Source organism: Nocardia sp. NPDC057440 (assembly GCF_042802915.1).
In the GTDB taxonomy this organism is placed as follows: domain Bacteria; phylum Actinomycetota; class Actinomycetes; order Mycobacteriales; family Mycobacteriaceae; genus Nocardia.
This window is the reverse complement of record NZ_JBHVDF010000015.1, coordinates 1-24298: the sequence shown is the minus strand read 5'-3', so window position 1 is coordinate 24298 and position 24298 is coordinate 1. Positions and strand designations below refer to the sequence as shown.

15 protein-coding genes are annotated in these 24298 nt (G+C 68.0%); 7 read left to right on the top strand and 8 right to left on the bottom strand.

Going from position 1 to position 24298, the window contains the following annotated elements; translation table 11 throughout:
- Positions 1-64 precede the first annotated feature (64 nt).
- Positions 65-1033 (top strand): sigma-70 family RNA polymerase sigma factor, encoded by a 969-nt coding sequence (locus ACFU4Z_RS27105; protein ID WP_379067924.1) that lies wholly within the window; start codon positions 65-67, stop codon positions 1031-1033.
- Positions 1034-1052: 19 nt separating this feature from the next.
- Here the strand turns inward: ACFU4Z_RS27105 and ACFU4Z_RS27100 are convergent, their stop codons facing one another.
- Entirely contained in the window at positions 1053-1685 is a 633-nt protein-coding gene (locus tag ACFU4Z_RS27100; protein ID WP_379067922.1) for a TetR/AcrR family transcriptional regulator, read from the bottom strand.
- Between the two features lie 196 nt (positions 1686-1881).
- On the opposite strand from ACFU4Z_RS27100, the gene ACFU4Z_RS27095 reads away from it, so the two are divergent.
- From ACFU4Z_RS27095 to ACFU4Z_RS27080, 4 genes are all read left to right on the top strand, one after another.
- Positions 1882-3261 carry a lipase family protein gene (locus tag ACFU4Z_RS27095; protein ID WP_379067919.1) on the top strand — a complete coding sequence of 460 codons (1380 nt, stop codon included), beginning with the start codon at positions 1882-1884 and terminating at the stop codon, positions 3259-3261.
- A 121-nt stretch (positions 3262-3382) separates the two neighbouring features.
- Entirely contained in the window at positions 3383-4258 is an 876-nt protein-coding gene (locus tag ACFU4Z_RS27090) for an oxidoreductase (RefSeq protein WP_379067916.1), read from the top strand.
- Between the two features lie 99 nt (positions 4259-4357).
- Entirely contained in the window at positions 4358-4552 is a 195-nt protein-coding gene (locus ACFU4Z_RS27085) for a ribbon-helix-helix protein, CopG family (RefSeq protein ID WP_379067913.1), read from the top strand.
- A complete protein-coding gene (locus ACFU4Z_RS27080; protein WP_379067910.1) occupies positions 4549-4917 on the top strand; it encodes a type II toxin-antitoxin system death-on-curing family toxin in 369 nt (122 codons plus the stop codon). Before ACFU4Z_RS27085 ends, ACFU4Z_RS27080 begins: the two co-directional genes overlap by 4 nt.
- Before the next feature lie 315 nt (positions 4918-5232).
- On the opposite strand, the gene ACFU4Z_RS27075 is transcribed toward ACFU4Z_RS27080, so the two are convergent.
- From ACFU4Z_RS27075 to ACFU4Z_RS27055, 5 genes are all read right to left on the bottom strand, one after another.
- Entirely contained in the window at positions 5233-6042 is an 810-nt protein-coding gene (locus ACFU4Z_RS27075) for an ABC transporter permease (protein WP_379067907.1), read from the bottom strand.
- Positions 6042-6860 carry an ABC transporter permease gene (locus tag ACFU4Z_RS27070; RefSeq protein WP_379067904.1) on the bottom strand — a complete coding sequence of 273 codons (819 nt, stop codon included), beginning with the start codon at positions 6858-6860 and terminating at the stop codon, positions 6042-6044. The genes ACFU4Z_RS27075 and ACFU4Z_RS27070 overlap by 1 nt, the downstream gene beginning before the upstream one ends.
- Positions 6857-7831: an ATP-binding cassette domain-containing protein gene (locus ACFU4Z_RS27065; RefSeq protein ID WP_379067902.1), complete on the bottom strand. Its 975-nt coding sequence runs from the start codon at positions 7829-7831 to the stop codon at positions 6857-6859. Before ACFU4Z_RS27065 ends, ACFU4Z_RS27070 begins: the two co-directional genes overlap by 4 nt.
- A complete protein-coding gene (locus tag ACFU4Z_RS27060; RefSeq protein WP_379067899.1) occupies positions 7828-21021 on the bottom strand; it encodes an amino acid adenylation domain-containing protein in 13194 nt (4397 codons plus the stop codon). Before ACFU4Z_RS27060 ends, ACFU4Z_RS27065 begins: the two co-directional genes overlap by 4 nt.
- A 266-nt stretch (positions 21022-21287) precedes the next feature.
- Entirely contained in the window at positions 21288-21752 is a 465-nt protein-coding gene (locus ACFU4Z_RS27055; RefSeq protein WP_379067897.1) for an AMP-binding protein, read from the bottom strand.
- Between the two features lie 198 nt (positions 21753-21950).
- On the opposite strand from ACFU4Z_RS27055, the gene ACFU4Z_RS27050 reads away from it, so the two are divergent.
- Both ACFU4Z_RS27050 and ACFU4Z_RS27045 read left to right on the top strand, forming a co-directional pair.
- Positions 21951-22409, top strand: a complete 459-nt coding sequence (locus ACFU4Z_RS27050) for a transcriptional regulator (protein WP_379067894.1) — start codon at positions 21951-21953, stop codon at positions 22407-22409.
- Entirely contained in the window at positions 22406-22789 is a 384-nt protein-coding gene (locus tag ACFU4Z_RS27045; RefSeq protein WP_379067891.1) for a DUF3817 domain-containing protein, read from the top strand. The genes ACFU4Z_RS27050 and ACFU4Z_RS27045 overlap by 4 nt, the downstream gene beginning before the upstream one ends.
- A 12-nt stretch (positions 22790-22801) precedes the next feature.
- On the opposite strand, the gene rdgB is transcribed toward ACFU4Z_RS27045, so the two are convergent.
- Positions 22802-23410 (bottom strand): RdgB/HAM1 family non-canonical purine NTP pyrophosphatase, encoded by a 609-nt coding sequence (rdgB, locus tag ACFU4Z_RS27040; protein ID WP_379067888.1) that lies wholly within the window; start codon positions 23408-23410, stop codon positions 22802-22804.
- Positions 23410-24180 carry a ribonuclease PH gene (gene rph / locus ACFU4Z_RS27035; RefSeq protein WP_379067885.1) on the bottom strand — a complete coding sequence of 257 codons (771 nt, stop codon included), beginning with the start codon at positions 24178-24180 and terminating at the stop codon, positions 23410-23412. The genes rdgB and rph overlap by 1 nt, the downstream gene beginning before the upstream one ends.
- Positions 24181-24298: the final 118 nt, after the last annotated feature.

The window sequence follows — 24298 nt, the reverse complement described above, 5'->3', positions numbered from 1 at the left end:
GCCGATGCGGCCCGCCCGCATCGAACTACCGGCCTCTCCCCTCGCTCGATCGAAAGGCGCACCCGTGACCCAGATCTGCACCACTCGCTCCACCCGCACGGCCAACGGCATGGTCAGCGAGGACCCCATCAAGGACTACCTGCGGAAGATCGGGCGGACCGCGCTGCTGACCGCGACGCAGGAAGTCGAGCTCGGCGGGCGCATCGAGGCGGGTGCGCTCGCCCAGCAACGCCTCGACGAAAGCGCCTCCGCGGGAATCGAACTCACCGTCACGGAACGGCGCGGGTTGCGGCGCACCGCCGCGGACGGCAGGCGCGCCAAGGAGCACATGGTCCAGGCCAACCTGCGCCTTGTCGTCTCCGTCGCCAAGCGCTACCCGACGCCGACCAGCATGTCGCTGCTCGACCTCATCCAGGAGGGCACCTGCGGTCTGATCCGCGCGGTAGAGAAATTCGATCACCGGCGCGGGCTCAAGCTGTCCACCTACGCCACCTGGTGGATCCGCCAGTCGATCGGCCGCGCGCTGGCCGACCTGGGCCGCACCATCCGCATCCCCGTGCATGTGGTGGATGTGCTCAACCGCGTCACCCGCACCCGGCGCACGCTGTCGCAGCAACTGGGCCGCGAGGCGAGCGTCGCGGAGGTGGCCGCCGAGCTGGACCTGTCGGTCACCCAGGTCGAGGACGTGATGCGCCATGGACGCGAACCGATTTCGCTGCACACCCCGGTCGGAGAGGAGGACGACACCGAACTCGGCGGGCTGCTCGCCGATGATGTTCCCGACCCTGCCGATGTGGTGGCAGAGGCCATGCTGCGTGTTCAGCTCGACGCGGCACTCGCGACGCTCACCGCCAAAGAGGCCGAGGTGATCGGGCTGCGCTTCGGCCTGGATCGCGGCGAGCCGCGGACCTTGGCGGAAATCGGCACCACCCTCGGCGTATCCCGCGAACGAGTCCGGCAGATCGAAGCCAAGGGCATGGGCAAATTGCGCAGGCCGTCGTGCACCCGCACGCTGGAGGGCATGCTCGCCTAGCGCGGTATCCCGGTGGCGGTCACGGCGTTTCGATCAACGCCACCGCCACCGGGACGAGCACCTCGACCAACGCCTCGACCGGTGGGCGCGGGTCGGCGAGCAGCCACTCGTGGGCGAGTCCGTTGATCGCGCCGATCAGGGCGCTGGTGCTGAGCCCGGGTCCACCGCGCACTCGACCGCCCGCCGCGACGGCGGGCACCACCAGAGATTCCAGCACCATCCCCCACGAGTGGCGGCGCTCGCGCCGGTAGCGTTCCATCCGCTCGCTGACCCCGACCACCTCGATGAACGCGACCTTGGCCCGGTACGGGTCGGAGCCGACCGACTGGAGATACGCGGTGAGCACCGTGGTCATCGCGGCGGTCATGTCGAAGCTCGGAGCGAGCTGCTCGAGTGCCGCCATGACAGCCGCCGCGGCCTCGTCCTGAATGCGGTCGTAGGCCGCGATCAAGACGTCCTCCCTGGTCTGGAACTCCTCGTAGAACTGCCGCTTGGACAGCCCTGCCGCGGCGCAGACATCCGCGAGCGAGCATGCGGGGTAACCGCGTTCGGCGAAGATCCTGGTCGCCGCATCGAGGAACCGCAGGCGGCGCTCGGCCTTCCGCTCGGCCACGGCGCGACCGCCGTATTGCCTGCCCACTGTGGTTGTCACGCACACCACGGTAGCGAAGCGGGATCGACAGCGCCGTAGCCACTCGAACGGCGATTTGTCCACGGATCGCCGGGTGCTCCTTGCGGAGTGACCGTCGCCACATGTTTAATGTGAGACCATTCGGGATCACATTTGGCCCGGCTGGACGAAGAGGTTCATCTTGCCCGCTCTATTCAGTTCCAGACGCCGGCGAGCGATGGCGGCGACGCTGGCCACCCTCGCAGGTCTGTACGTCACGCTCGCCGCACCAGCGCCTGCGACGCCGCCGCCGGACAATCCACCGGTCCAGCCCGCGCTGCCGTTCCCGATTCCACCGCTGCCACCCGGCTTCGACCCGGCGTTCTACCGCCCGGCTCCCGAGAGCTACCTGGACAAGGCTCCCGGCGAACTCATTGCCGCCCGGCAGGTGAATCTGGCCAACCTCTCGCTGCTTCCGGTCAATGTCGACGCCTGGCAGCTGTCCTACCGCTCGACGAACACCCGCGGCGACGCGATCCCCGCAGTCGCCACGGTGATCAAGCCGCGCGGCTACGTCGCCGATCGGCCGCTGTTCTCCTACCAGATCGCCGAGGACTCCACCGGCAACTACTGCATGCCGTCCTATCAGCTGCAGATGGGCTCGATCCCGGCGACCATCACCGGTTCGACACTGGTTGCCGCGCAATTCCTCGAGGTGCAGGCCGCGCTGGCGCAGGGCTGGGCCGTGGTGGTTCCCGACCATCAGGGACCCGACTCGGCCTACGCCGCAGGCCCGCTGGCCGGGCGCATCACCCTGGACGGCATCCGCGCCGCGGAGCACTTCGACCCGATGCAGCTGTCGGGAACGCAGACGAGAGTCGGCCTGATGGGCTACTCCGGCGGCGCGATCGCGACCGGTCACGCTGCCGAGCTACGCGGCGAATACGCACCGGAACTGAACGTGGTCGGCGTCGCGGAAGGCGGCATCCCCGCCGATCTCGCGGCCGCGCTGAAGCTGGCCAACGGCAATTTGTCGTCCGGCCTGATCATGGCGGGCGCGCTGGGCGTTTCCCGCGAGTACCCCGCGTTGCGCGACTTCCTCGACCGGCACATGAACCCACTCGGGCGCGTCATGCTGATCGCCAAGGACCAGCTCTGCGCGAGCTATCAGGCGGCGCTGTTCCCATTCGGCGACAACCTCGGCATGCTCGACGCCGATCCGTTCAGCGATCCGGCCGTCGCCGAGACGCTGGCGAAAACCCGGATGGGACAGCATGTTCCGGATATGCCGATGTACATGTATCAGGCCAATGCGGACTGGCTGATTCCGGTCGGACCGGTCAATACGGTGGTCGACACCTATTGCCAGGATCCGAACGCGCGAGTCGAGTACACCCGCGACCACTTCAGCGAACACCTCACCCTCGATCCCATCGGTGCGCCACGAGCACTGCTGTGGCTGAAGGATCGCTTCGCGGGCGCTCCGGTCGCCGCGGGCTGCTCGACCAGCGATGTCGGCTCGATGATGCTCGATCCGGCGACCTGGAAGGTCTGGGAGGAGACGGCGGGCGCCACCCTGGCCGCGGCCTTCCAGCAGCCGATCGGCAGCGGCCGCTGAGGTACTTCGCCCCGCGTGTCCGAGCGTTTTCGGCCGCGCGGGGCATGGGTGTCCGAGACGCTCGGATCACAAACTCGTGTCGTCCTTCCCCTGGAACTTACTCCGGAGTAAGGTCGGGCCCATGGCGTGGAAACCAACAGAAGTACCCGACCAGAGCGGGCGCACCTTTATCGTCACCGGAGCCAACGGCGGCCTCGGCGTCGAGACCACCACGGTGCTGGCGGCCAAAGGCGGCACGGTGATCATGGCCTGCCGCAACGCGGAGAAGGCCAAGACGATCGCCGAGCGCATCGACGGCGATGTCCGTGTCGCCGTGCTGGATCTCGCGGATCTGGCCTCGGTGCGCCGATTCGCCGACAGTACTGGCGAATTCGACGTGCTGATCAATAACGCGGGCCTGATGAACGTGCCCTTCTCCCGCACCAAGGACGGGTTCGAAACCCAGTTCGGCGTCAACCATCTCGGCCACTTCGCGCTGACCGGGCTGCTGCTGGACCGGATGCGCGACCGAGTGGTGAGTCTCGCGAGCATCGCCCACAAGCAGACCCCCAAGCTGTGGATCGATGACCTGAACTACGAAAACCGTCGCTACCAGCGCAATCTGGCCTATGCCCAGTCCAAGCTCGCGAACCTGATGTTCGGCAGGGAATTACAGCACCGACTGACCGAATCCGGTTCCGGTAAGCGCTCTTACGTGGTGCACCCCGGTGTCTCGGCCACCGACCTGTTCGCCAAAACCGAGACCCCGATCGACCGGATCAGCAAGCCCTTCATCCGCCTCGTCGGTCACTCCCCGGCCAAGGCCGCGCACTCGACGCTGTTCGCGGCGACCATGCCGGACGCCGACCCGTCCACCTACTGGGGCCCGACCAAGTTCTTCCAGAGCCAGGGACCGGTGGAGGCGGCGCCGTCGAGCAAGCTGTCGAACAGCCGGGAATTGCAGCGTCGGCTCTGGGAGGAATCCGAGCGCATGACCGGGATCTCCTACAAGTTCTGAGTCCCCGAAGCCGGAAGCGGATGGCCCGTCGGCCAAGTGCCGGCGGGCCGCATCGGTGACACCAAGAACAGGTGATACCACCGAGGTATCATGGCTCGTATGGCTATGACACTAAGACTCAACGATGACGACGACCGTGCGCTCACCGAACAGGCTCAGCGGGAAGGCCGCAGCAAGCAAGAGATTGCCCAAGAGGCGATCCACCTTCACCTGACACGCCGCGCCGAAGCCTTCGACCGACTACTCGCCGAAACTATGACCGAGCACGCCGAACTGCTCGAGCGACTGGCATGAAATATCTCACCCTCGAGGAACTACTGGCCATTGCTACCGCAGTGAACGGCGGACATGCCGCCGTTCGCGACGCAGGCTTGTTGGCGGCCTCGGTGGAACGTCCCCGCACCACGGTGTTCGGGCACGAGGCGTACCCACGTCTCATAGACAAGGCGGCGGCACTGCTGCATTCGATCGCACGGAATCATGCCCTCATCGATGGCAACAAGAGGACCGCATTCCTTGCGGCGGCGATTATGTTGCGGATCAACGGCGAACACGTCAAAGCATTCCCAGAGGCGCAGGAGAAAGCCATGAATGCGATTGCGCAAGGCGATATGGAAGTGCCCCAGATTGCTGCGCTGCTGGAAGAATGGACCACCTGACATTGAGTCGCCTCAGGGGACTTGCCGTCCGCTAGACCTCAGAGACGCCAGCATGATCTCCGATGGCACCGGAGTCGCTTCATGACGCGGTCGGAATGCCCGCTGGGCCAATGACTGACCCGGCAACGCGTCGAATTCGCCCGCCGCTACTGAAAACCACCGAACTGCCGGTGGACCGGGTCGCCGCGGCAGCGGGTTTCGGCACCGCGGCCTCGATGCGCCAGCACCTGACCGCGGCTATCGGAGCGTCACCGACGGCCTACCGGCAGACCTTTCACGCCATCGCGGGTCGCTGCCCTTCGAAGGCGCCCGCATCTATCTGCGGCTGGCGCGCCGATAGCCCACCGCGGCCGGGACGGCGAACACGATGATCGCGCCGAGCGACCAGATGATCGTCATGGTCAGCGGCCTGGCGAGCGGGCCGCCGAGCGCGAGCGCCCGCATCGCGTCGACCGCGACCGAGAGCGGCTGGTTGCGCACCACCGGCTGAATCCACTGCGGATAGGCGGCGAGCGGGACGAAGCCGGTGCTGAAGAACATCAGCAGCGAGCTCAGGATCGCGACGCCCTCGACGAGAGTCGCTTTCGCGGTGTAGACCGCGATGGCGGTGACCATCGTGGCGAAGGCGAGGCCGAAAAACACCGGCACCAGCAGGAACACCAGCCCCGCGAGCACACCCTGTTGGAAGCGGAACCCGAGCAAGTACCCGACAACGACGACGATGACGGTTCCGGTGAGGATGCGGCAACCCTCGGCGAGGATCCTGGCCGCCAAGCCTGAGGCGCGGTGGACGGGCAGCACCCAGAACCGGGCGAGCAGACCGGCGTCGCGTTCGCGCCCGAGCATCACGCCGCTGGCCACCGCGCCGGACAGCGCGCCGACGATGGCGACCATCGGCACCGAGCCGTAGAGCGCGTCGCCACCGGTGAACCTCTCGATCTGACCGCCGATCACGGTGTCGAGCATGAACAGCAACAGGCACGGAATGATCAGCGTCTCCAGCAGGGCGACCGGATGGCGTACCGAACGCAGCAGCAGCCGCTGTGTCTGCAGCATCGTGTGCCGCACCAGCGACGCCGGTGATGTCTCGGAGCCGCGCACGCTGGGCGTGGCAAACAGTGTCATCACGCCCTCCTGGTGCTCAGCCGGATGGTGATCGGAATACACACGACAACGATTCCTAACGCCCACAGCAGCGGTGGGCCCATCAGCGACCACGTCACCTCGCCCGCATTGCCTTTGGTGTCGCCGGCCAGCGCCCGCAGTGCGATGGCGAACTGCGAGACCGGCTGATTGCGCACGAACCACTGCACCCAGTGCGGAAATTGGCTCGCCGGAGCCAGCCCTGTCGACAGCATGCCGAAGATCAACGGCGGCAACACCAGCGCCTGCGTGATGCTCTCGGGGCTCTTCGACACCGTCCCGATGACATCCGCGCCGAGCGTGAATGCGATGCCGATGAGCAAGGAGAACGCCAGGAAACCGAGCGTGTGAAGAGCGTCGAGACGGAAACGGAAGCCGATGACATACCCGCACACCACCGCGGCGGCCAACGCGAGCAGCAGTCGGAAGATATTGCCGGACATACGCGCCACGACGGGCACCAGCGGCCAGATGGGCATCGAGCCGAACCGGCGGTCCAGCCCCGCGACAGCGTCGGACGCGGCGCGGAATGCGGCCGAGATAGCCGTGAAGGCCGCCGCCTGCAGGATGACCAGCGGCATCATGTACTGCGCGTAGCTGCTGAAGCCATTTCCGGAGAAAGTCATCACCGTCTTCAACGGGATGTAGAAACTGGCGGTGAAGGCCGCGGGCGCGAGAATCGACGACAGCACTTCGCCGGTCTTGACCGACGGCACGATCAACCGCGAGGTGAGCACCCACCACTGCTGCACAGTGGCCGGGGTGGCGCGCGCGGAGGTCAGCCAGGTGCCCGTCGTCACGAGCCGACCTCGCCGTCTGCCGAGGCGAGATGACCGGTCAGCTGCAGGAATACATCGTCGAGCGACGGCCTGCGCAGCGCGATGTCGACCAATTCGATCCCGGCTCCGTCCAGCCGTCGCAGCGCCTCCGCGAGGGTCTTGGCGCCGTCGGCCGCCGGGATGGCGATGCGGTCCGAGCCGGGTGTCAGTGCGGTGCGGATCTCCTGCGGCAGCAGTGATCCGAGCGCCGCCGCGATGGCGGGCAGATCCTTGAGATCCAGCGGCACCACCTCGCAGTAGCTGCCGCCGGTCCGCGATTTCAGCTCGTCGGCAGTGCCCTGCGCGATCACCACACCGTGGTCGATGACGATGATCCGATCGCAGAGCGCGTCGGCTTCCTCCAGATACTGGGTGGTCAGCAGGGTGGTAATGCCGTTCTTCTTGAAGCTGGACACCAGATCCCATACTCCTTGCCTGCTGCGTGGATCCAGGCCGGTGGTCGGCTCGTCGAGGAACACCACATCCGGTCGGACCACCAGACCGCAGGCAATATCGATGCGCCTGCGCATACCGCCCGAATAGGTGCCGACCCGGCGACTCGCGGCGCCCACCAGATCGAATTCGGTGAGCAACTCATCCGCGCGCGCCTTGGCGGACCCCTTACGCAGTCCCATCAACCTGCCGAACAGCACGAGGTTCTCGTAGCCGCTGAGCATGTCGTCGAGTGCGGCGAATTGCCCGGTCAGCATGATGGATCTGCGCACTGCCGCGGGATCGGCGACGACGTCGTGCCCCGCGACCATGGCTCTGCCCTCGTCCGGTGCGATCAGTGTCGACAGGATGTTGACCATGGTGGTCTTGCCCGCGCCGTTGGGTCCGAGGATGCCGAGCACCTCCCCCTGGTCTGCCGTGAAATCGATACCGCGCAATGCCTGCACATCGCCGAAGGATTTCTCGATGCCCTCGACGAGGACTCCAGTGTCGGAACTCATCGCCTGCCTCCCAGCTGCTCGTCGAGTGCGCGGGCGATGGTTGCCAGCGCGTGTGGTGCGGTCAGTTCGTCATGGGTCACGTCGACGTCGACGGTGGTGATCTCGCCGGTGACGTACGGTCGCCAGCCATCCGGACCGAAAATGTCCGAAGTATCCACGGTGGCGTGGACATACAGCATGTCGCCGTGGTAGATCGGGCGCTGATAACCGGTCCTGGTGCGCGCCGACGCGTTGTAGGAGCCCGCCATTCGTTCGAGGGTGTCCGCGCCGATGATCGAGACGCCACCCATCCGATCGCGGATGAGATCCGCCGCCTCCTGTGCGGTCGCCTCAGCGGGGACGTCGTGGATACCGAACACCGCGCCGAAGGCATTGACGAAGGCGCCCGCGGTGAGCCGCTCGATGCTGTCACCGTCGATGTCGGCGGTGTCGGCATCCAGCAGCGCCAGCACGCCGACCGACGCGCCTGACTGCTCCAGCTTCGTGGCGATCGCCTGCGCGATGAGCCCGCCGAAGGACCAGCCGAGCAGGTGGTAGGGGCCGTCGGGTTGCACCCGGCGGATCTCGGCGACGTACCGGTCGGCGAACTCCTCGATGGACCGAACCGACGGTGCGCCACTGAGATCCGGAGCCTGCAGACCGTAGATCGGGCGGCCCGGCGCCAGTGCGTCCGCCAGCCCGAGGTAGGTCCAGGCCATTCCGGACGACGGGTGGATGCAGAACAATGCCGGTTCGTCGCCGCCGAGCCGGATCGGCAACAGCACGTCCAGTCCGAGTCCGCCCGGCCCGGCCTCGGCAACCGGTTGCGCGGCAAGGGCAGCCTCCTCCGCGGCCGCCTGCTGCGCCTGCGGTGTCCGCGCGAACTCCGCTGCGGCGCTGAGGGCCTCGGCCCATATCCGTGCCAGCTCTTCGACATCACCACGCTCGAGCAGGGTTTCGGGGTAGCCGATGCTCACGTGCAGTCGATCGCCGAGAACGACGGCGTTGACGTCGATCTCGGACATCAACGGCACGTCCGGATGCTCGGCGGCGTGCAGGTCGCCGAACTCGTCGGTCGGCAGCCAGCCGAGCCCTTCCAGCCCGGCCGGAATACTCGCCGTCGCGTAGCGGCCGAGATAGTTGAAGCCGACTCGCCCCGGCAGCCGTTTCGGCAGTTGTTCCGCCGCAGCGGAGTTCAGGTAACGCAGCAGTCCGAATCCGATGCCCTTGTCCGGCACGGCACGCAACTGGTGCTTCACCGCGCGGACCGCCGAGCCCATCGCAGCGCCGCCGGACAACGCGGCGTCGAGGTCGATCTCGGCGAAATCCAATCGCACCGGATAGATGCTGGTGAACCATCCGACAGTCCGCGAGAGATCGGCACCGGGAATCACCTCCTCTTGACGACCGTGTCCTTCGAGCCGGATGAGCGCAGAGCTGCTCGCACCGGACGAGTCCGCCGGCGAAATTCCGTCGCCACCCTCGTGTTCCGCGCGCGCCCGCCAGCGCATCAGCGCCAGGGCCAACGTGGCGAGCAGAGCGTCGTCGGCGCCCCCTTGGAAGAGTGCGGGCAGTGTCGTCAGCAGTCCGGTGGTCACCTCCGCGGACACATCGAACTCGACCATCCGCATGGTGTGCGCCTGATCGATGGCCGGGTCGAGCTCGCGGGAGCCGATCAGCGGGTCGGGCCCGTCGACGATGTCGCGCCAGTAGCTGAGCTCGGCCATGCGGGGCTCCCGGTGTGCCTCCTCGGTCAGCGCGTGCGACCAGCGACGCATGGAGGTTCCGGTTTCGGCGAGGATCGGCGTGCCGCCGGTGGAGACCTGGGCCCACGCGGCGATCAAGTCCGGCACCAGGATTCGCCATGACACACCATCCACGACGAGGTGGTGCGCGACGACGATCAGCCGGCCCGGCCTGCGCCGAGCACCCGCGTCGCCGACGGGATCGAGCCAGATCAACTGCAGGACGACACCGTTGGCCGGGTCCACTCGGTTCAGCGCGGAATCCACTTCCGCGATGGCGTATTCACGGACATCCACGGTGTCGGCATCGGCGTCGAACTCGATGCGGTGCACGAGCGCGTCCACATCGATCGAGCCGGGCGCGCCGACCCGCACCTGCCATTCGGCCGCGGTGTCCTGATACAGCCTGGCGCGCAGCATGTCGTGCCGGTCGATCACGGCCGCGAACGTCGCGACGAGCTGCGCGCGCTCGATGCCGATCGGCAGCTCCAGGACCGCGGTCTGGGCGAACCGGTCGAAGTTCCCGCCCCGCTCGATCATGTAGCGCACGATCGGCGTCAGTGGCAGCTCACCCACGCCGCCGCCGGGCAGCTCCTCCAGGGTCACCACCTCGCCTGCGGCGTCGGCGAGCGCCGCGAGCGCTTCGACAGTGCGGTGTTCGAATATCTGCAAGGGTGTGAGCACCAGGCCGTGCATCCGCGCCCGCGACACCAGTTGGATCGCGAGAATGCTGTCGCCGCCGAGTGCGAAGAACGAATCGTGCACGCCCACCTTTTCGCGGCCGAGCAGCTCCGCGTAGATCTCGGCGAGCCGCTCCTCGGAAGGTGTTTGCGGCGCCCGATATTCGGTCTCGACATCGTCGAACACCGGATCGGGCAATGCGCGGCGATCGAGCTTGCCGACCGCGTTGATCGGGATCTCGTCGAGGACGACGAACGCAGCGGGAACCATGTACGCGGGCAAGGTTTCCGCGGCAAAGGCGCGCAGTTGCGCGAGATCGAGCGTGTGGTCGGCCGCCGGAACCACGTAGGCCGCCAATGCCGTCGAGCCCGCGGGCCCGCGCACTCCGAGGGTCATCGCGAATTCCACGCCGTCGGCGCGCCCGAGCACCGCATCGATCTCGCCGAGCTCGATACGCTGCCCACGCACCTTGACCTGGAAATCGGTCCGCCCGATGTACTCCAGTTGCCGGTCGCGCGTCCACCGGACGAGGTCACCGGTGCGGTACATCCGCTCGCCCGGCGCGCCGAACGGATCGGCGACGAACCGGGTCGCGTTCAGCTCCGGCCTGCCGTGGTAGCCCCTCGCCAGCGCGGGTCCCGCGATATACAGCTCGCCCGCGACCCCGAACGGGACCGGACGCAGCCGATCGTCGAGCACCAGGACCGCCGAGCCACGAATCGGGCGGCCGATGGTCACCGGAGCACCCACGGCCATTGCGGTGGAACTCGTTGCCCAGATGGTGGATTCGGTGGGTCCGTAGAGATTCACCATGCTGCGTCCTTGCGCCCACCGCTCGACCAGTTCCGCGCCGACCGCCTCACCGACCACCGCGAGCACCCGCACGCTCGGCACCGTCGCGGGGTCCATCGTCGCCAGCGCCGAGGGGGTGATCACCATATGCGTCACTTGCTCGGCAGCGATCAGCTCGGCAAGCGGTATGCCGCCGAACACATCCGGCGGCGCGACCACCGACGCACTGCCCGAGCCGAACGCCATCAACGCCTCGAACACCGAGGCGTCGAAACTCGGTGACGCCACCTGCAGTACTCGCGAATTCTCCGCCAGCGCGAGCTGTTCCAGTTGCCCCGTAATCAGATCGGCGATGCCGCGATGCGACACCGAGACGCCCTTCGGTGTTCCGGTCGACCCCGATGTGTAGATCATCCAGGCGGCTTGGTCCGGATAAACCGGACTGCGCAGCTCGTCGGGCCGCACGGCATCCTCGCCCATCGGCTGGATGCGCGCGGCGAACTCGGCATCGTCGAGCACCAGCCACTGCGCGCCATCCGGTAATTGGGCCCGATGCGCGGCCACGGTGAGTCCGAGCACCGCGGCGGAATCGGCGAGCATGTGCTCGATCCGGTCGGCCGGGTACTTCGGATCGACCGGCAGGAACGCCGCACCGGCCTTCGCCGCCGCCCACATGCCGGTGAGCAGTTCGGCCCCACGGGTGAGACCGAGCGCGACCACGGTCTCCGGCCCGGCGCCCGCGCTGATCAGGACTCGGGCGAGCTGGTTGGCGCGGGCGTCCAGCGCGCGATAGGTAGTGGTGCGCCCGTCGACGACAAGCGCGGGTCGCTCCGGATACGTCGACGCCGACGCAGCGAAGACCTGCGCGAGCGTCATGGTTGCGGCGCTGGCAGGCCCACGCACGGGAACCAGTGTCTCGCGCTCGGATTCCTCGAGCACATCGATATCGGAGATCGCCAGGTCGCTGTCGGCGACCACCGCGCTCAGCACGCGCCGCCACCGGGTCACCAGGGTCGCCGCGGTGGCCGCGTCGAACAGGTCCGTCGCATAGGACAGCACGCCGCTCAGCCCGGCCGGTTCGGTCCCCGAGAGGTGTTCTCGCAGATCGAGAGTCAGGTCGAACTGCGCGGCGTCCCGGTCGAGATCCTCGACCTCGATGCGCAGACCGGGCAATTCGAGGGTCGGCTCGACGAAGTTCTGTAGCGACAGCGATACCTGGAAGATCGGGTGGTGCGCCGTCGACCGTGTCGGATTCAGCACCTGGACGAGCCGTTCGAACGGCACATCGGCATTGCCGAACGCGTCGAGGTCGGTCGACCGCACTGTCGCGAGGAACTCGCGGAAGCCCGCGTTCGGGTCGACCGGTGTGCGCAGGGCAAGGGTGTTGACGAACATGCCGACCAGCCCGTCGAGGGCCGCCTCGCCGCGCCCGGCGATCGCCGTGCCGATCACCACGTCGTCGGTGCCGCCGAGACGGGCCAGCAGCACCGCGAGCGCGGCGTGCACAACCATGAACAGACTGACGTCGGCCGTGGCCGCGAGCTCGCCCATGGCCCGGTGCAGCGCCGCGTCGATCTCGAAATCCACATCGGCGCTGTGCATTGTCTGCACGGCGGGCCGCGGTCGATCGGCGGGGAGTTCGAGCAGGTCGGGTGCGCCGGTCAGCGCGCTGGTCCAGTAACCGACCTGGCGCGCGGCCATCGACTCGGGATCGCGCTCGTCACCGAGCAGCTCGCGGTGCCACAGCGCGTAATCGGCATACTGCACGGCCGGCGGCGGCCCCGCCGTACCCGCGGCATAGGCGGTCATCAGGTCGCCGGCCAGCGGCGCCATCGACGAACCGTCGGCGCTGATGTGATGGACCACGAGGACCACGACGTGGACCTCGGGTGCGACGCGCAGCAATCCGACCCGCAGCGGCGGCGCGGTGCCGATGTCGAATCCGGTCCCGGTCAGCTCGGCGATCCGATTACGCAGCGGCACACCGTCTTCGGTGTCTACCACGGTGAGCACGGGCAGCGCTGCCGCACCGCGCAAGACCACCTGCCGCGGCCCCTCCGCGTCGGAGGGATACACGGTGCGCAGGCTTTCGTGCCGGTCGACGACATCGGCCACCGCCACCCGCAACGCATCGATATCGAGCGCGCCGGTGAGCCGCAGCGCCACCGCGATGTTGTAGGCGGGTGAACCGGGATCCAACTGATTGAGCACCCACATGCGCTGTTGCGCGGGTGACAACGGAATCCGGTCCGGCCGGATCCGCGGCGCGAGCACGAACCTGCTGCGCTCGCCACCGGCGGCGGGCACGATCCGCGCCGAAAGCTGGGCGACGGTCGGGGCATCGAAGAGGTCACGCAGCGCGGTCCGCGCGCCGAGCGCCGAATTGATCCTGGCGACAACCCGGGTCGCGCTCAGCGAGTTGCCGCCGAGCTCGAAGAACGATTCGTCGATGCTGACCCGTTCGGTGTCGAGCACGTCGGCGAACACCTCCGCGACGGCTTGCTCGACGGGTGTGCGCGGCGCGAGATAAGCGCGTCGCGAGATCGAGAAATCAGGCACCGGCAGCGCGTTGCGGTCCAGCTTGCCCACGGGGGTCAGCGGTACCTCGTCCAGTGCGATGAGATAGCCGGGAACCATGTATCCGGGCAGCGTAGTGGCGATCTGGTTGCGCAACTGCTCGGTGTCCAGCGCCACCCCGGCGACGGGGACCACATAGGACACCAGCACGGTCTCCCCCGCCGGTCCGGCGCGGCCGATCGTCGCCGCGTATTCCACCCGGTCGTCGGCGGAGAGCACCGCGTCGATCTCACCGAGTTCGATGCGCAGGCCGCGAATCTTCACCTGGAAGTCGCTGCGGCCCTGGTAATCGAGCTCACCGGGCTTGTCCGGCACCCACCGCACCATGTCACCGGTGCGATACATCCGCTCCCCCGGCGCACCGTACGGGTTGGCGACGAATCGTCCCGCGGTCATCGAGAACCGATTGAAGTAGCCGCGCGCCAGGGCGGGCCCCGCCAGGTACAGCTCACCGGTGATGCCGACCGGGACGGGACGCAGCCATGGGTCGAGCACCATCACCGCCGCGCCCTGAACCGGTCCGCCGATGGTGACCGGTTCGCCGATCCGCAGCTCGCTCGGTCCCGTCGCCCAGATACTGAATTCCGTGGGGCCGTACAGGTTCACCATTCGGCGACCCGGCGCCCACTGGGCCGTCAGCTCCGGACTGATCGCCTCACCGGCCACCGCCAGCATGCGCAGCTCGGTGAGGTCGCTGGGATCCATGGTGGCGAGCACCGACGGCGTGATGACCGCATGGGTGATCTTCTCGTCGCGGATCAACTGCTCGAGCGCACTGCCGCCGTACACATCCGGTGGTGACAGCACCAGCTTCGCGCCGGTGGAGTGCGCCATCAGCAGCTCGAACACCGACGCGTCGAAACTCGGTGAGGCGACCTGCAATACGCGTGCGGTCGGATCGAGATCGAGTGAACCGCGCTGGGTCGTCACCAGGTTCGCCAGACCGCGATGGCTCAGCAGCACGGCCTTCGGCTTGCCGGTGGAACCCGAGGTGTAGATCAGGTAGGCGGTCTGCTCGATGTCGATGGCGTGGCCGCGATCCTCGTCGGTGATGGGCGCGTCGGAAACCGTCATCACCTTGCGGATGGTGTTGAGGTCGTCCAGCAGCAGCCAGTCGATGGTGCCGGGCAGCGTCTCACCGGTCGCGCAGACCGTCACGCCGATCGGTGCTTTGGAGTCGGTGAGGATGTGCTCGATTCGCTCCGGCGGATAGCTCGGGTCCAGTGGCGCGAAGGCCGCGCCGGTTTTGGCCAGCGCCCACACCGCGACCACCGACTCCACCGAGCGGGTGAGCGCGAGCACGACGAACACCTCGGGGCCGACACCCCGACGCAGCAGCACCCTGGCGAAACGATTCGACCAGGTGTCGAGTTCGCGGTAGGTCATGGACACGCCGCCGGCACTGACCGCAGTGGCATCAGGGGCGATGGCCACACCGGAGGTCAGGACGTCGGGCAGCGTGCGCAGCGGCATCGGGGCGGCCCCGTACACCGGCAGCAAGGCGGCGCGTTCGTCGCGATCGCAATGCTGCACCAGCGCCACCGCCTGCTGTGGTTTCTCCGCGATCTGCGTCAGCAGCAGCACGAAGCGGTCGAGCAACCGGCGCGCCGCGGCCGCTTCCAGCTGGTCGGCCATGAACTTCACGGTGATCCGCATGCTGTCGCCCGCAGGGCCGCCGGGCAGCGGAATGACCATGAGATTCAACGGATACGGCGTCGCGTCGGTCCCCGTCACATCGAGCACCCGCATGCCCGCGATATCCAGCGACTGCGACAGCACTTCCCGATCGATCGGGTAGGACTCGAAAACGGTGAGCGTGTCGAACAGTTCGGCAAGCCCGACGGCCTGGTGGATCGCGGCGAGCCCGACATGCTGATGATCCAGCAGCCGCGCCTGCTCGGACTGGACGCGAGCCAGCAGATCGACGACCCGCTCGCCCGGCTCGAGGCGCACCCGCACCGGCAGCGTGTTGATGAACAGTCCGACCATGTCCTCGACGCCCGCCAGCTGCGGCGGCCTGCCGGAGACCGTGCCGCCGAACACCACATCGGTCCGGCCGGTCACCATCGCGAGCAGCAGCGCCCACGCGACCTGCACCGAGGTGTTGACCGTGGCGCCCGCCTCGCGCGCGGACTTCTCCAGCCGTGCAACGGCATCGGCGGACAGATCCACCGACACCATGCCTGGTTCCGTGGATTCGATCCCCGTCAGTGTCGGCACCGCGCGCGTCGGGGCGTCGATCCCGGCCAGCGACTGCTTCCACGCCGCGATCGAGGCCGCGTTGTCCTGTCTGTCGAGCCAGGACAGGAACTCCCGGTAGGAAGGAGCGGGCGGCAGTGTGGGGAGCTGCCCCGCAGCGCCCGCGGTGATGTAGATCGCCAGCAGCTCGCGTACCAGCAGCGGGGTCGACCACCCGTCGAGCACCAGGTGGTGATTCGTCATCACCAGCGTGTAGTCCTCGGCCGCGGTCCTGATGAGGGTGAAACGCAGCAGTGGCGGACGAGTGAGGTCGAAGCGGGTGCTGGCGTCGACCTCGATGCGGCGTTCCAGTTCGCGGTCTCGTTCGGCGCTGTCGGTGATCGCGCTCAGATCCAGGTCGTACCACCGTATCTCGGCGGTCGCGAGCACGAGCTGACGTGGACCGTCGTCGGTCTCCACGTAGGCGACCCGCAGATTCTCGTGCCGTTCGACCAATGCCTGTGCGGCCGAACGCAAACGGGCCGCGTCGACGCGACCGGCAAGGGTGAGCCTGGTCTGCACGGTGTATCCGTCGGCGGTGTCGGAGTCGTACCAGGCGTGGAAGAGCAGGCCGTACTGCAGTGGCGAGAGCGGCCACACGTCGGTCAGATTCGGGTAGCGCTGCTCCCAGCTGTCCAGCTGGCCTGCGGTGACACCGACGAGGTCGAAATCCGACGGTGTGTGGCCGCCCGCACCTGCGGTCCGCGCATGCGCGGCCAGGGCGCGCAGGGCCTGCGCCCACAGCTCGGCGAGCTCGCGCACCTGTGCCTCGTCGAGAATCCGCGACGCGTAGCCCCAGGTCACCTCGAGCTCGGTGTCGCTCATGATGGCGTTGATGTCGACGACGGCCGCCAAGGGCGCGCGGTCGTCGTTGGTCGCGGCGAATCGCTCCGGCTGCCAGGTTGCGCCCGCGCCGCCGGTTGCCGCGCGCCCGAGATAGTTGAAGCTGATCTGCGGGGTCCCGGTATCGGTCAGGGCCGCAGCGGTTTCCGGGTTCAGGTAGCGCAGCATGCCGTAGCCGACGCCCTTGTCCGGGATGGCGCGCAACTGTTCCTTCGCGGCCTTGATGGCGGCTCCCGCGGCGGGGCCGCCCGCGAAGGCGTCGTCGAGGTCGATGCCGGTCAGGTCGATCGCGACTGGATAGACACTGGTGAACCAGCCGACGGTGCGGTCGACGGCGGCGTGCGGCAGCACCGCCTCCTCGCGCCCGTGGCCCTCCAGCGTGAGCAGCACAGCCGTGCGTGGACGCCAGCGGCATACGGCCATGGCGAGCGCCGTGAGCAGCGCGTCGTCGGCGCCGCAGTGGAATCGGTCCGGCACCAGTTCGAGCACGGCACTCGCCACCTCGGCGGGCACCGTCGTGCGGACGTCCGCCATGGTCGCGACCACGTCCAGCGCCGGATCCATCTCGCGCGCACCGAGTTCCTGATCGGGAGTGGCCAGAATCCGCTGCCACACCGGGAGTTCACCGGCGCGGCCGGCCGCCGCCTCGACCTGGCCGTGCGCCCAGCGCCGCATCGACGTGCCGACCGGCTCCAGCGTTCCGCCGATCAAGGCGGTGACCAAGTCCGGCAACAGAATTCGCCACGACACCCCGTCGACCACAAGATGGTGCAGCACCAGCCACAGCCGCGGATCGGCGTCCGGCGACTCGATCAGCACCACGCGCACCACAACGCCCGCGGCGGGATCGAGCAGATCGGCCGCACGCTGCAACTCGCGCTCGTACGTCCCGGCCGGATCCGGACCGGCGGCGACCACGTCGATGAGGTTGTCGGCATCGACCGAGCCGCCCTCGCCGACAACCCATTCCCAGCCCGCCGCCGATTGTCGCAGCGTGCTGCGCAGCACGTCGTGGCGATCGATGAGCGTCGCCAGTGCCTTGGTCAGCTGTTCTCGCTCGACGCCGCGGGGCAGGCCGACCAGTACGGCCTGGCTGAACCGCTGCCACGGCTCGCCGTGCTCGAGCATGGCGTGCACGATCGGCGTGAGCTCGACCGGGCCGACACCGCCACCGGGCAGTTCGCGCAGCTGAGGTGCGGCCGCGTCGGCAGCGATGGCGGCCAGCCCGGCAACGGTCTTGCGCTCGAACACGTCTCGCGCACTGAAGGACAGACCTGCCGCCCGTGCCCGTGACACCAACTGAATGGACACGATGCTGTCGCCGCCGAGCGCGAAGAAGTTCTCGTCGACACCCACCTCGCCCAACCCGAGCACCTCGGCGAACAACGGTGCGAGCACTTCTTCGTTCGGTGTGCTCGGCGCGCGCCGCACTGCGGTGCGAGCGGTGAAATCCGGTGCGGGCAACGCTCGTCGATCCACCTTGCCGACCGGGGTGAGCGGCAGGCTGTCGAGCACCATCACGACAGCGGGCACCATGTGGGCCGGAAGTGTGGCGGCGACAAAGGCCTTCAATTCCTCGGGATGCGCCTGCGTGCCCGGCCGCACCAGCACATACGACACCAGCGCGGTGGCTCCGGACGGCGTCGTCGCGCCGATGGTGAGGGTGAAGTCGATGTCGGGGTGGCGCTGGAGAGCGGCGTCCACCTCACCGAGTTCGATGCGGAAACCACGCACCTTTACCTGAAAGTCGCTGCGCCCCAAGTAATCCAGCTCGAGCCGCTCCGCACGCCGATGCCAGCGCACCAGATCACCGGTGCGGTACATGCGAGCGCCCGGCGCGTACGGGTTGGCGACGAATCGGCTCGCGGTCAGCCCGTTGCGCTGGTGGTAGCCGCGAGCGACACCGTCGCCTGCCAGATACAGCTCCCCGATCGTGCCGGTGGCCACCGGCCGCAACCAGGGATCGAGCACGACGGCCGAGACGCCGCGCACCAGACTGCCGATCGTGACGGGCGCGTCCGGCGCCATCGGTGCACTCAGGGTCGTGGTGACGGTGGTTTCGGTGGGCCCGTACCCGTTCAGCAGTCTGCGATCCGCCCACTTCGCCACCAGTTCCGGCGGGCAGGCGTCGCCGCCGACGATGACGGTGCGCAGCGCGGGCAGGGTCGCGGGATCGAGCGAACCCACCACAGCGGGAGTCACATTCAAATGGGTGACGCCGTGCGCGCGCAGTACCTGCGCCATATCCTCGCCCGCGTAGGTCATCGGCGGCACCACCGCGACCGTCGCGCCGACGGCGAAGGCGACGAGCAGTTCCTCCACCGAAATATCGAAGCTCGGCGAGACAGCGTGCGCCACCACGGAATCAGCGGTCACACCGAAGCTGGAGCCGGAGCCGGTAGCCAGATTCGCCAGTCCACGATGCGACACCATGACACCCTTGGGCAGGCCCGTCGATCCCGAGGTGTAGATGACGTAGGCGGTCTGGTCGAGCAGCACGGGCGCGGTGCGCTCCGTATCGGTGATCGGCGACGAATCCTGCATCGCGGCACCGTGATCGGTCGCGTCATCGTCCATGATCAGCCAGGTCACCCGGTCCGGCAGCGACTCCCGAGCCGCGGCGACGGTGAGACCGGCGACGATCCCGCTGTCACCGACCATGTGCTGGATCCGGTCCGCGGGATAGTTCGGGTCGATCGGCACGAACGCCGCACCGGTCTTGGCCACCGCCCACATCCCGGCCACGGAAGCCAGCGAGCGCGGAATCGAAATCGCCACCGTGCGCTCCGGGCCCGCACCCGCCGCGATCAGCAGGCGGGCCCATCTATTCGAGTGTTCGTCGAGCTCGCGGTAGGTCATCGCGGACTCGCCCGCCCGAATGGCGACCGCGCCGGGATCGATAGCAGCGCCCGCGGCCAGAATGTCCGGAAGTGTTTGCGGCACAACCCCGTTCGGTCCGGACGCGGGGACCAGCACGGCCTGCTCGGCCTCGGACACAACCTGCACCGTGGACAGCGCCGCATCCGCGCCCGCCGCGAGGAAGCGGGACAGGAAAGCGCCGAAACGGTCGTGGTGGGCGACCAGCTCGGTGTCACTGTAGAGATTCGGGTTGGCCTGGAAATCGATGTGCGTGCTCTCGCCCGCCACACCGGGATACATGTTGACGAACAGGTCTTCGATCATGCCGGAGGTGAGCACATGCAGGCGGCCGGTGACCGACCCGAGGCGGATCCGGGAGTCCATCATCATCAGGTTCACCGTTGGACCGAACGAGGCCGCCTCGTCCAGGGCCCAGCCGAGATCGCGCACGATGTCTTCCTGCCGATAGCGCGGTCGCCGCAGCGCACCGGTGAGCTCGCTCTGCGTCGCCCGGATCAGCTCGCCCACCGTCGCGGTCGGATCCAGGGTGAGGCGCAGCGGCACGACATTGGCGACCATGCCGCCGGAGCGCCGCAGCGACACCGTCGTGCGGGCAGACACCGGCAGACTCAGCGCCACCTCGGGCGCACCGGTCATGGCGGCGAGATACGCGCCGAACGCGGCCACGATCACCGGTGCCATGCTCGACGAACCAGCCTTCGCGACGGTATCGAGCAGTTCGGCGGTTTCGGCCGACAGTGCGCGGCTGACCAGCCGCGGATGCGCGTCGACCGCGCCGAAACGGCCCGCGAGGTTCACCGGTTCCGCCATCCCGGCCAGGTGTTCGCGCCAGTACTGCCGGTCGGCCTCGAAACGCTCCGAATCGCGATAGGCCACGTCCGCGTCGACGATCTTGCGCAGGTCCTCGGCCTTGCCCTCCGGGGGCTGCTGCCCCTCGATGGCCGCGTTGTAGAGCTCCATCGTGCGCTGCAGCATGGTGATCGCACCGACCCCGTCGAGCACGATGTGGTGGATTCGCGAATACCAGTACCAGTGGTCGTCGGCGAGGCGCAGCATCTTGACGTCGCACAACCGGTCGCGCAGCAGCTCGAGCGGCGCGGTGTACTCCGCGCGCATCCAGGCCTGCGCCGCCGCCGCCGGATCGGGTTCGGCGCGCAGGTCGATGGTGCTGATGCGGTCGTCCAGGGTGGTGTCGATGACCTGGAACGGGGCGTCATCGACCTCGATCAGGCGCAGATAGCCGGTGCCGAACTCGCGCCCGGCCTGACGCGCCGAGATGGCCAGTATGTCGACGTCGACCGATCCGACGAATTCGACGTACTGAGCGATGGAAATCGGGTTGTCACCAGCAAAGTGCTGGGCGAACCAGATTCCGCGTTGGGCCGCGGACAGCGCGAACGCACCCGCGGGCAAGCCGTTGCTCGCCGCGATGGGCGAGCGGGATTGCTGCTGCATGGGGATTCCTGCGTGCTGATCTTGGACCTCGGTCCGCTGGTCGAGCCGTACCGGACCCTCGTCGGTTGCCACTCCTCAGCCGACCGGAACCGGCCGCGTCGACATGACTGCTGCGGATGGTTCGCCCGGCGTGCACATGGCTATTTTCCCCTCGATGGTGTCGACAGGTGGCGTCTTCGGAATGTTGGTGATCTCGGTGGGAAACGCGGCATTCCCCTAGGTGCCGGATGCGGGCCGGGGATCCGGCCCGGAGAGGACAGGCCGGATCAGGCGATCTTGAGTGCGGTGCCGCGTTCCGCGTCGGTGATCGGCGCGTCGGAACCGGTCATGTAATGCACCAGCGTCGAGCGATCGTCGAGCATGAGCCAACCGAGCGAATCGGCGAGCTCGCCGCGCAGCGCCTTGGTGGTCACACCGAAGACGGCGCCATGGGTCGGCGTCCCGGCAGCGGCCGCGACGGCGACAGCGCCGGTCTTGGCGACGGCCCACTCCGTGACGGTGGCTTCGACCGCGGGGGTGACGGCCACCGCGATGCGGACACCGGGGCCCGCGCCGCGGGCCAGCAGCAACCGCGCCAGACGGTTCGACCAAAGGTCGAGCTCACGATAGGTGAGCTCGCAGTCGGCGGCGGACACGGCGACGGCGGTCGGATCGTTCACGGCAAGCGCCGACACAGCGCTCGGCCGCAGCTGGACAACTGTTTCAGCAGGCGATTCGATCAGCGTGGTCATGTTCGTCTCCCTCGGGGAAAATCTTGGTCCGTGGCGTCTTCGGTATGCCTATAAATCTCGTCGCCGGAGCCTCATTTCGACAGGAACCCCAGTGCTGACCTCCGCCCTCCGAGGGTGGCCGTTTCTCACACCTTGGTGTGACGTCCACGAGTGGACCTGGTCCTACGTGTCGTGTAGTAGACGGGTACCGTGGTAGCCGTGTCCGCTCCACCTCGCCGCTCGGCACACAATCGCCCGGCCCTCATTGCGCTGGTGATCGTTGCTGCCCTCGGCTGCCTGGCTCTTGGCAGGTGGCAGTGGCAGCGGTTCGAGTCCGCGAGCGGCACCGGCCAGAACCTCGGTTACGCGCTGCAGTGGCCGCTGTTCGCCGGATTCGCGGTGTTCGCGTATTTCCGTTTCGTGCGCCTGGAACGCGAGGCCGGGACCGGCGACCATGCGGAGCAGGCGCAGGCCACGCCGAGGCGGGCCCCGAAACCCGTTGCGCCACGGGAGATTCCGGAAGGGTTGCTGCCGGAACGGCCGAAGGCCGTCCGCGACGAAGACCCGATGCTCGCCGAATACAACAGGTATCTCGCCGAGCTGCACGCCAATGACATCGACCAGCACGTCCGCGAGGCGGGCCTGCGTGCCCGCGATACCGAGAGGAGCGCCGGTTGACCACCAGCGAGAACTCGACCGAACCCACCCTGACCGAGAGCGCGCCGTCCGCCGCCGTCGTCCCGGCGAACACCGGCAAGATCGCGAGCGCGCTGCTGCGCTACCGGGTGCTCGCGTGGGTCACCGGTCTCTGGCTGCTGCTGCTGACCGGCGAAATCATCGCCAAATACGGCTTCGACGTGCACACCCCGAGTTGGATCGCCGTCGTGCACGGCTGGGTGTACTTCGCCTACCTGCTGGTCACCGCCGACCTCGCGGTCAAGGTCCGCTGGCCGCTACTGCGCACCGTCGGCACCCTGATCGCGGGCACCGTCCCGCTGCTGTCCTTCTTCGTCGAACATGTCAACGCCAAGAAGGTCAAGGCGGAATTCAACCTCTGACCCGCGGGCGAATCAGTCCGCGAGCGCGGCGAGCACGGGAACCAACTGGGCCAATGCGCGCCCACGATGCGAGACCGCGTTCTTCTGCTCGGGCGTGAGCTGCGCGGCAGTGCCGAGCCCACCCTCGGGAACGAACAGCGGGTCGTAGCCGAAACCGCCGTCACCGACAGGTTTGCGCCCGATCGAGCCCGGCCATTCACCCCGAACCACGGTCTCGCTCCCGCCGGGAACCACCAACGCGCACGCGGAGACGAACTGCGCGCCGCGCCGCTCGTCGGGCACATCGCCGAGTTGAGCAAGCAGTAGCGCATTGTTGGCCGCGTCCTCGCCGTGGCCGCCGGACCAGCGCGCCGACAGCACGCCGGGCATCCCGTTCAACGCATCGACCGCGATACCGGAATCATCCGCCACACAAGCCAATCCCGTGGCCGCGGCACCATCGCGCGCCTTCGCGAGCGCGTTCTCCTCGAACGTCGCGCCGGTCTCGGGCGCCTCGTCGTAGACGGGCACATCGTCGAGCCCGACGATCTCGATGCCCGCGACACCGGCGTCATCGAGGATGCGCCGCAGCTCGTTCAGCTTCTTCGCATTACGGCTGGCAACCAGAACGCGCCGCGTCATTACTTCTTCTTCGACTCGGCCGGCTCGGGCAGCACACCAGGGTAGGGCAGCGCCAGCGCCTCTTTCTGCACGGCGAACAGCTGCTCGCAGCCGGCGAGCGCCGAGTCGAGCATCTTGTCCAGCGTGGAACGCGGGAACGTCGCACCCTCGCCGGTGCCTTGAATTTCCACCAGGGTTCCGGTGTCGGTGGCGACCACGTTCATGTCGACCTCGGCACGCGAATCCTCTTCGTAGGGCAGGTCAAGGCGTACCCGGCCGTCCACGACGCCGACGCTCACCGCGGCGATCGCACACGAGATCGGCTGCGGATCGTTGAGCCTGCCCGCGGCGGCCAGATAGGTGACCGCATCCGAGAGCGCCACGTACGCGCCGGTGATAGCGGCGGTCCTGGTGCCGCCGTCGGCCTGCAGCACATCACAGTCGAGGGCGATGGTGTTCTCGCCGATGGCCGCGAGGTCGATGCAGGCACGCAGCGACCGGCCGATCAGCCTGCTGATCTCCTGGGTGCGGCCGCCGACCTTGCCCTTGACCGATTCCCGCCCGCTGCGGGTGTGGGTGGCCGCGGGCAGCATCGCGTATTCGGCGGTCAGCCAACCGAGGCCGGAGTCACGCCGCCACGGCGGCACGCCGTCGGTGACGCTCGCGGTGCACATCACGCGGGTCTGACCGAACTCCACCAGCACCGAACCGGCTGGGTGCGCGGTGAATCCACGGGTGATCCGTACCTCGCGGAGTTGATCGTCCGCCCTGCCATCGGCTCGTCTCGACACGGGCCTAGCCTACTGTGTTTGTTTTGCAGCGCCTGCGGCGCTGCGTGTTCGCGGCCCCCAAGGCTCGCGTCCGAGTGGCCGAGACTCGCGACTTCGTCGCATGCGCTTCGGCCACTCG

Coding starts and splice junctions, on each gene's coding strand:
- ACFU4Z_RS27055 (WP_379067897.1), bottom strand. CDS start 21,752: ATGACCACGCTGATCGAATCGCCTGCTGAAACAGTTGTCCAGCTGCGG.
- ACFU4Z_RS27080 (WP_379067910.1), top strand. CDS start 4,549: ATGAAATATCTCACCCTCGAGGAACTACTGGCCATTGCTACCGCAGTG.
- ACFU4Z_RS27060 (WP_379067899.1), bottom strand. CDS start 21,021: ATGCAGCAGCAATCCCGCTCGCCCATCGCGGCGAGCAACGGCTTGCCC.
- ACFU4Z_RS27085 (WP_379067913.1), top strand. CDS start 4,358: ATGGCTATGACACTAAGACTCAACGATGACGACGACCGTGCGCTCACC.
- ACFU4Z_RS27075 (WP_379067907.1), bottom strand. CDS start 6,042: ATGACACTGTTTGCCACGCCCAGCGTGCGCGGCTCCGAGACATCACCG.
- ACFU4Z_RS27090 (WP_379067916.1), top strand. CDS start 3,383: ATGGCGTGGAAACCAACAGAAGTACCCGACCAGAGCGGGCGCACCTTT.
- ACFU4Z_RS27095 (WP_379067919.1), top strand. CDS start 1,882: ATGGCGGCGACGCTGGCCACCCTCGCAGGTCTGTACGTCACGCTCGCC.
- ACFU4Z_RS27065 (WP_379067902.1), bottom strand. CDS start 7,831: ATGAGTTCCGACACTGGAGTCCTCGTCGAGGGCATCGAGAAATCCTTC.
- rdgB (WP_379067888.1), bottom strand. CDS start 23,410: ATGACGCGGCGCGTTCTGGTTGCCAGCCGTAATGCGAAGAAGCTGAAC.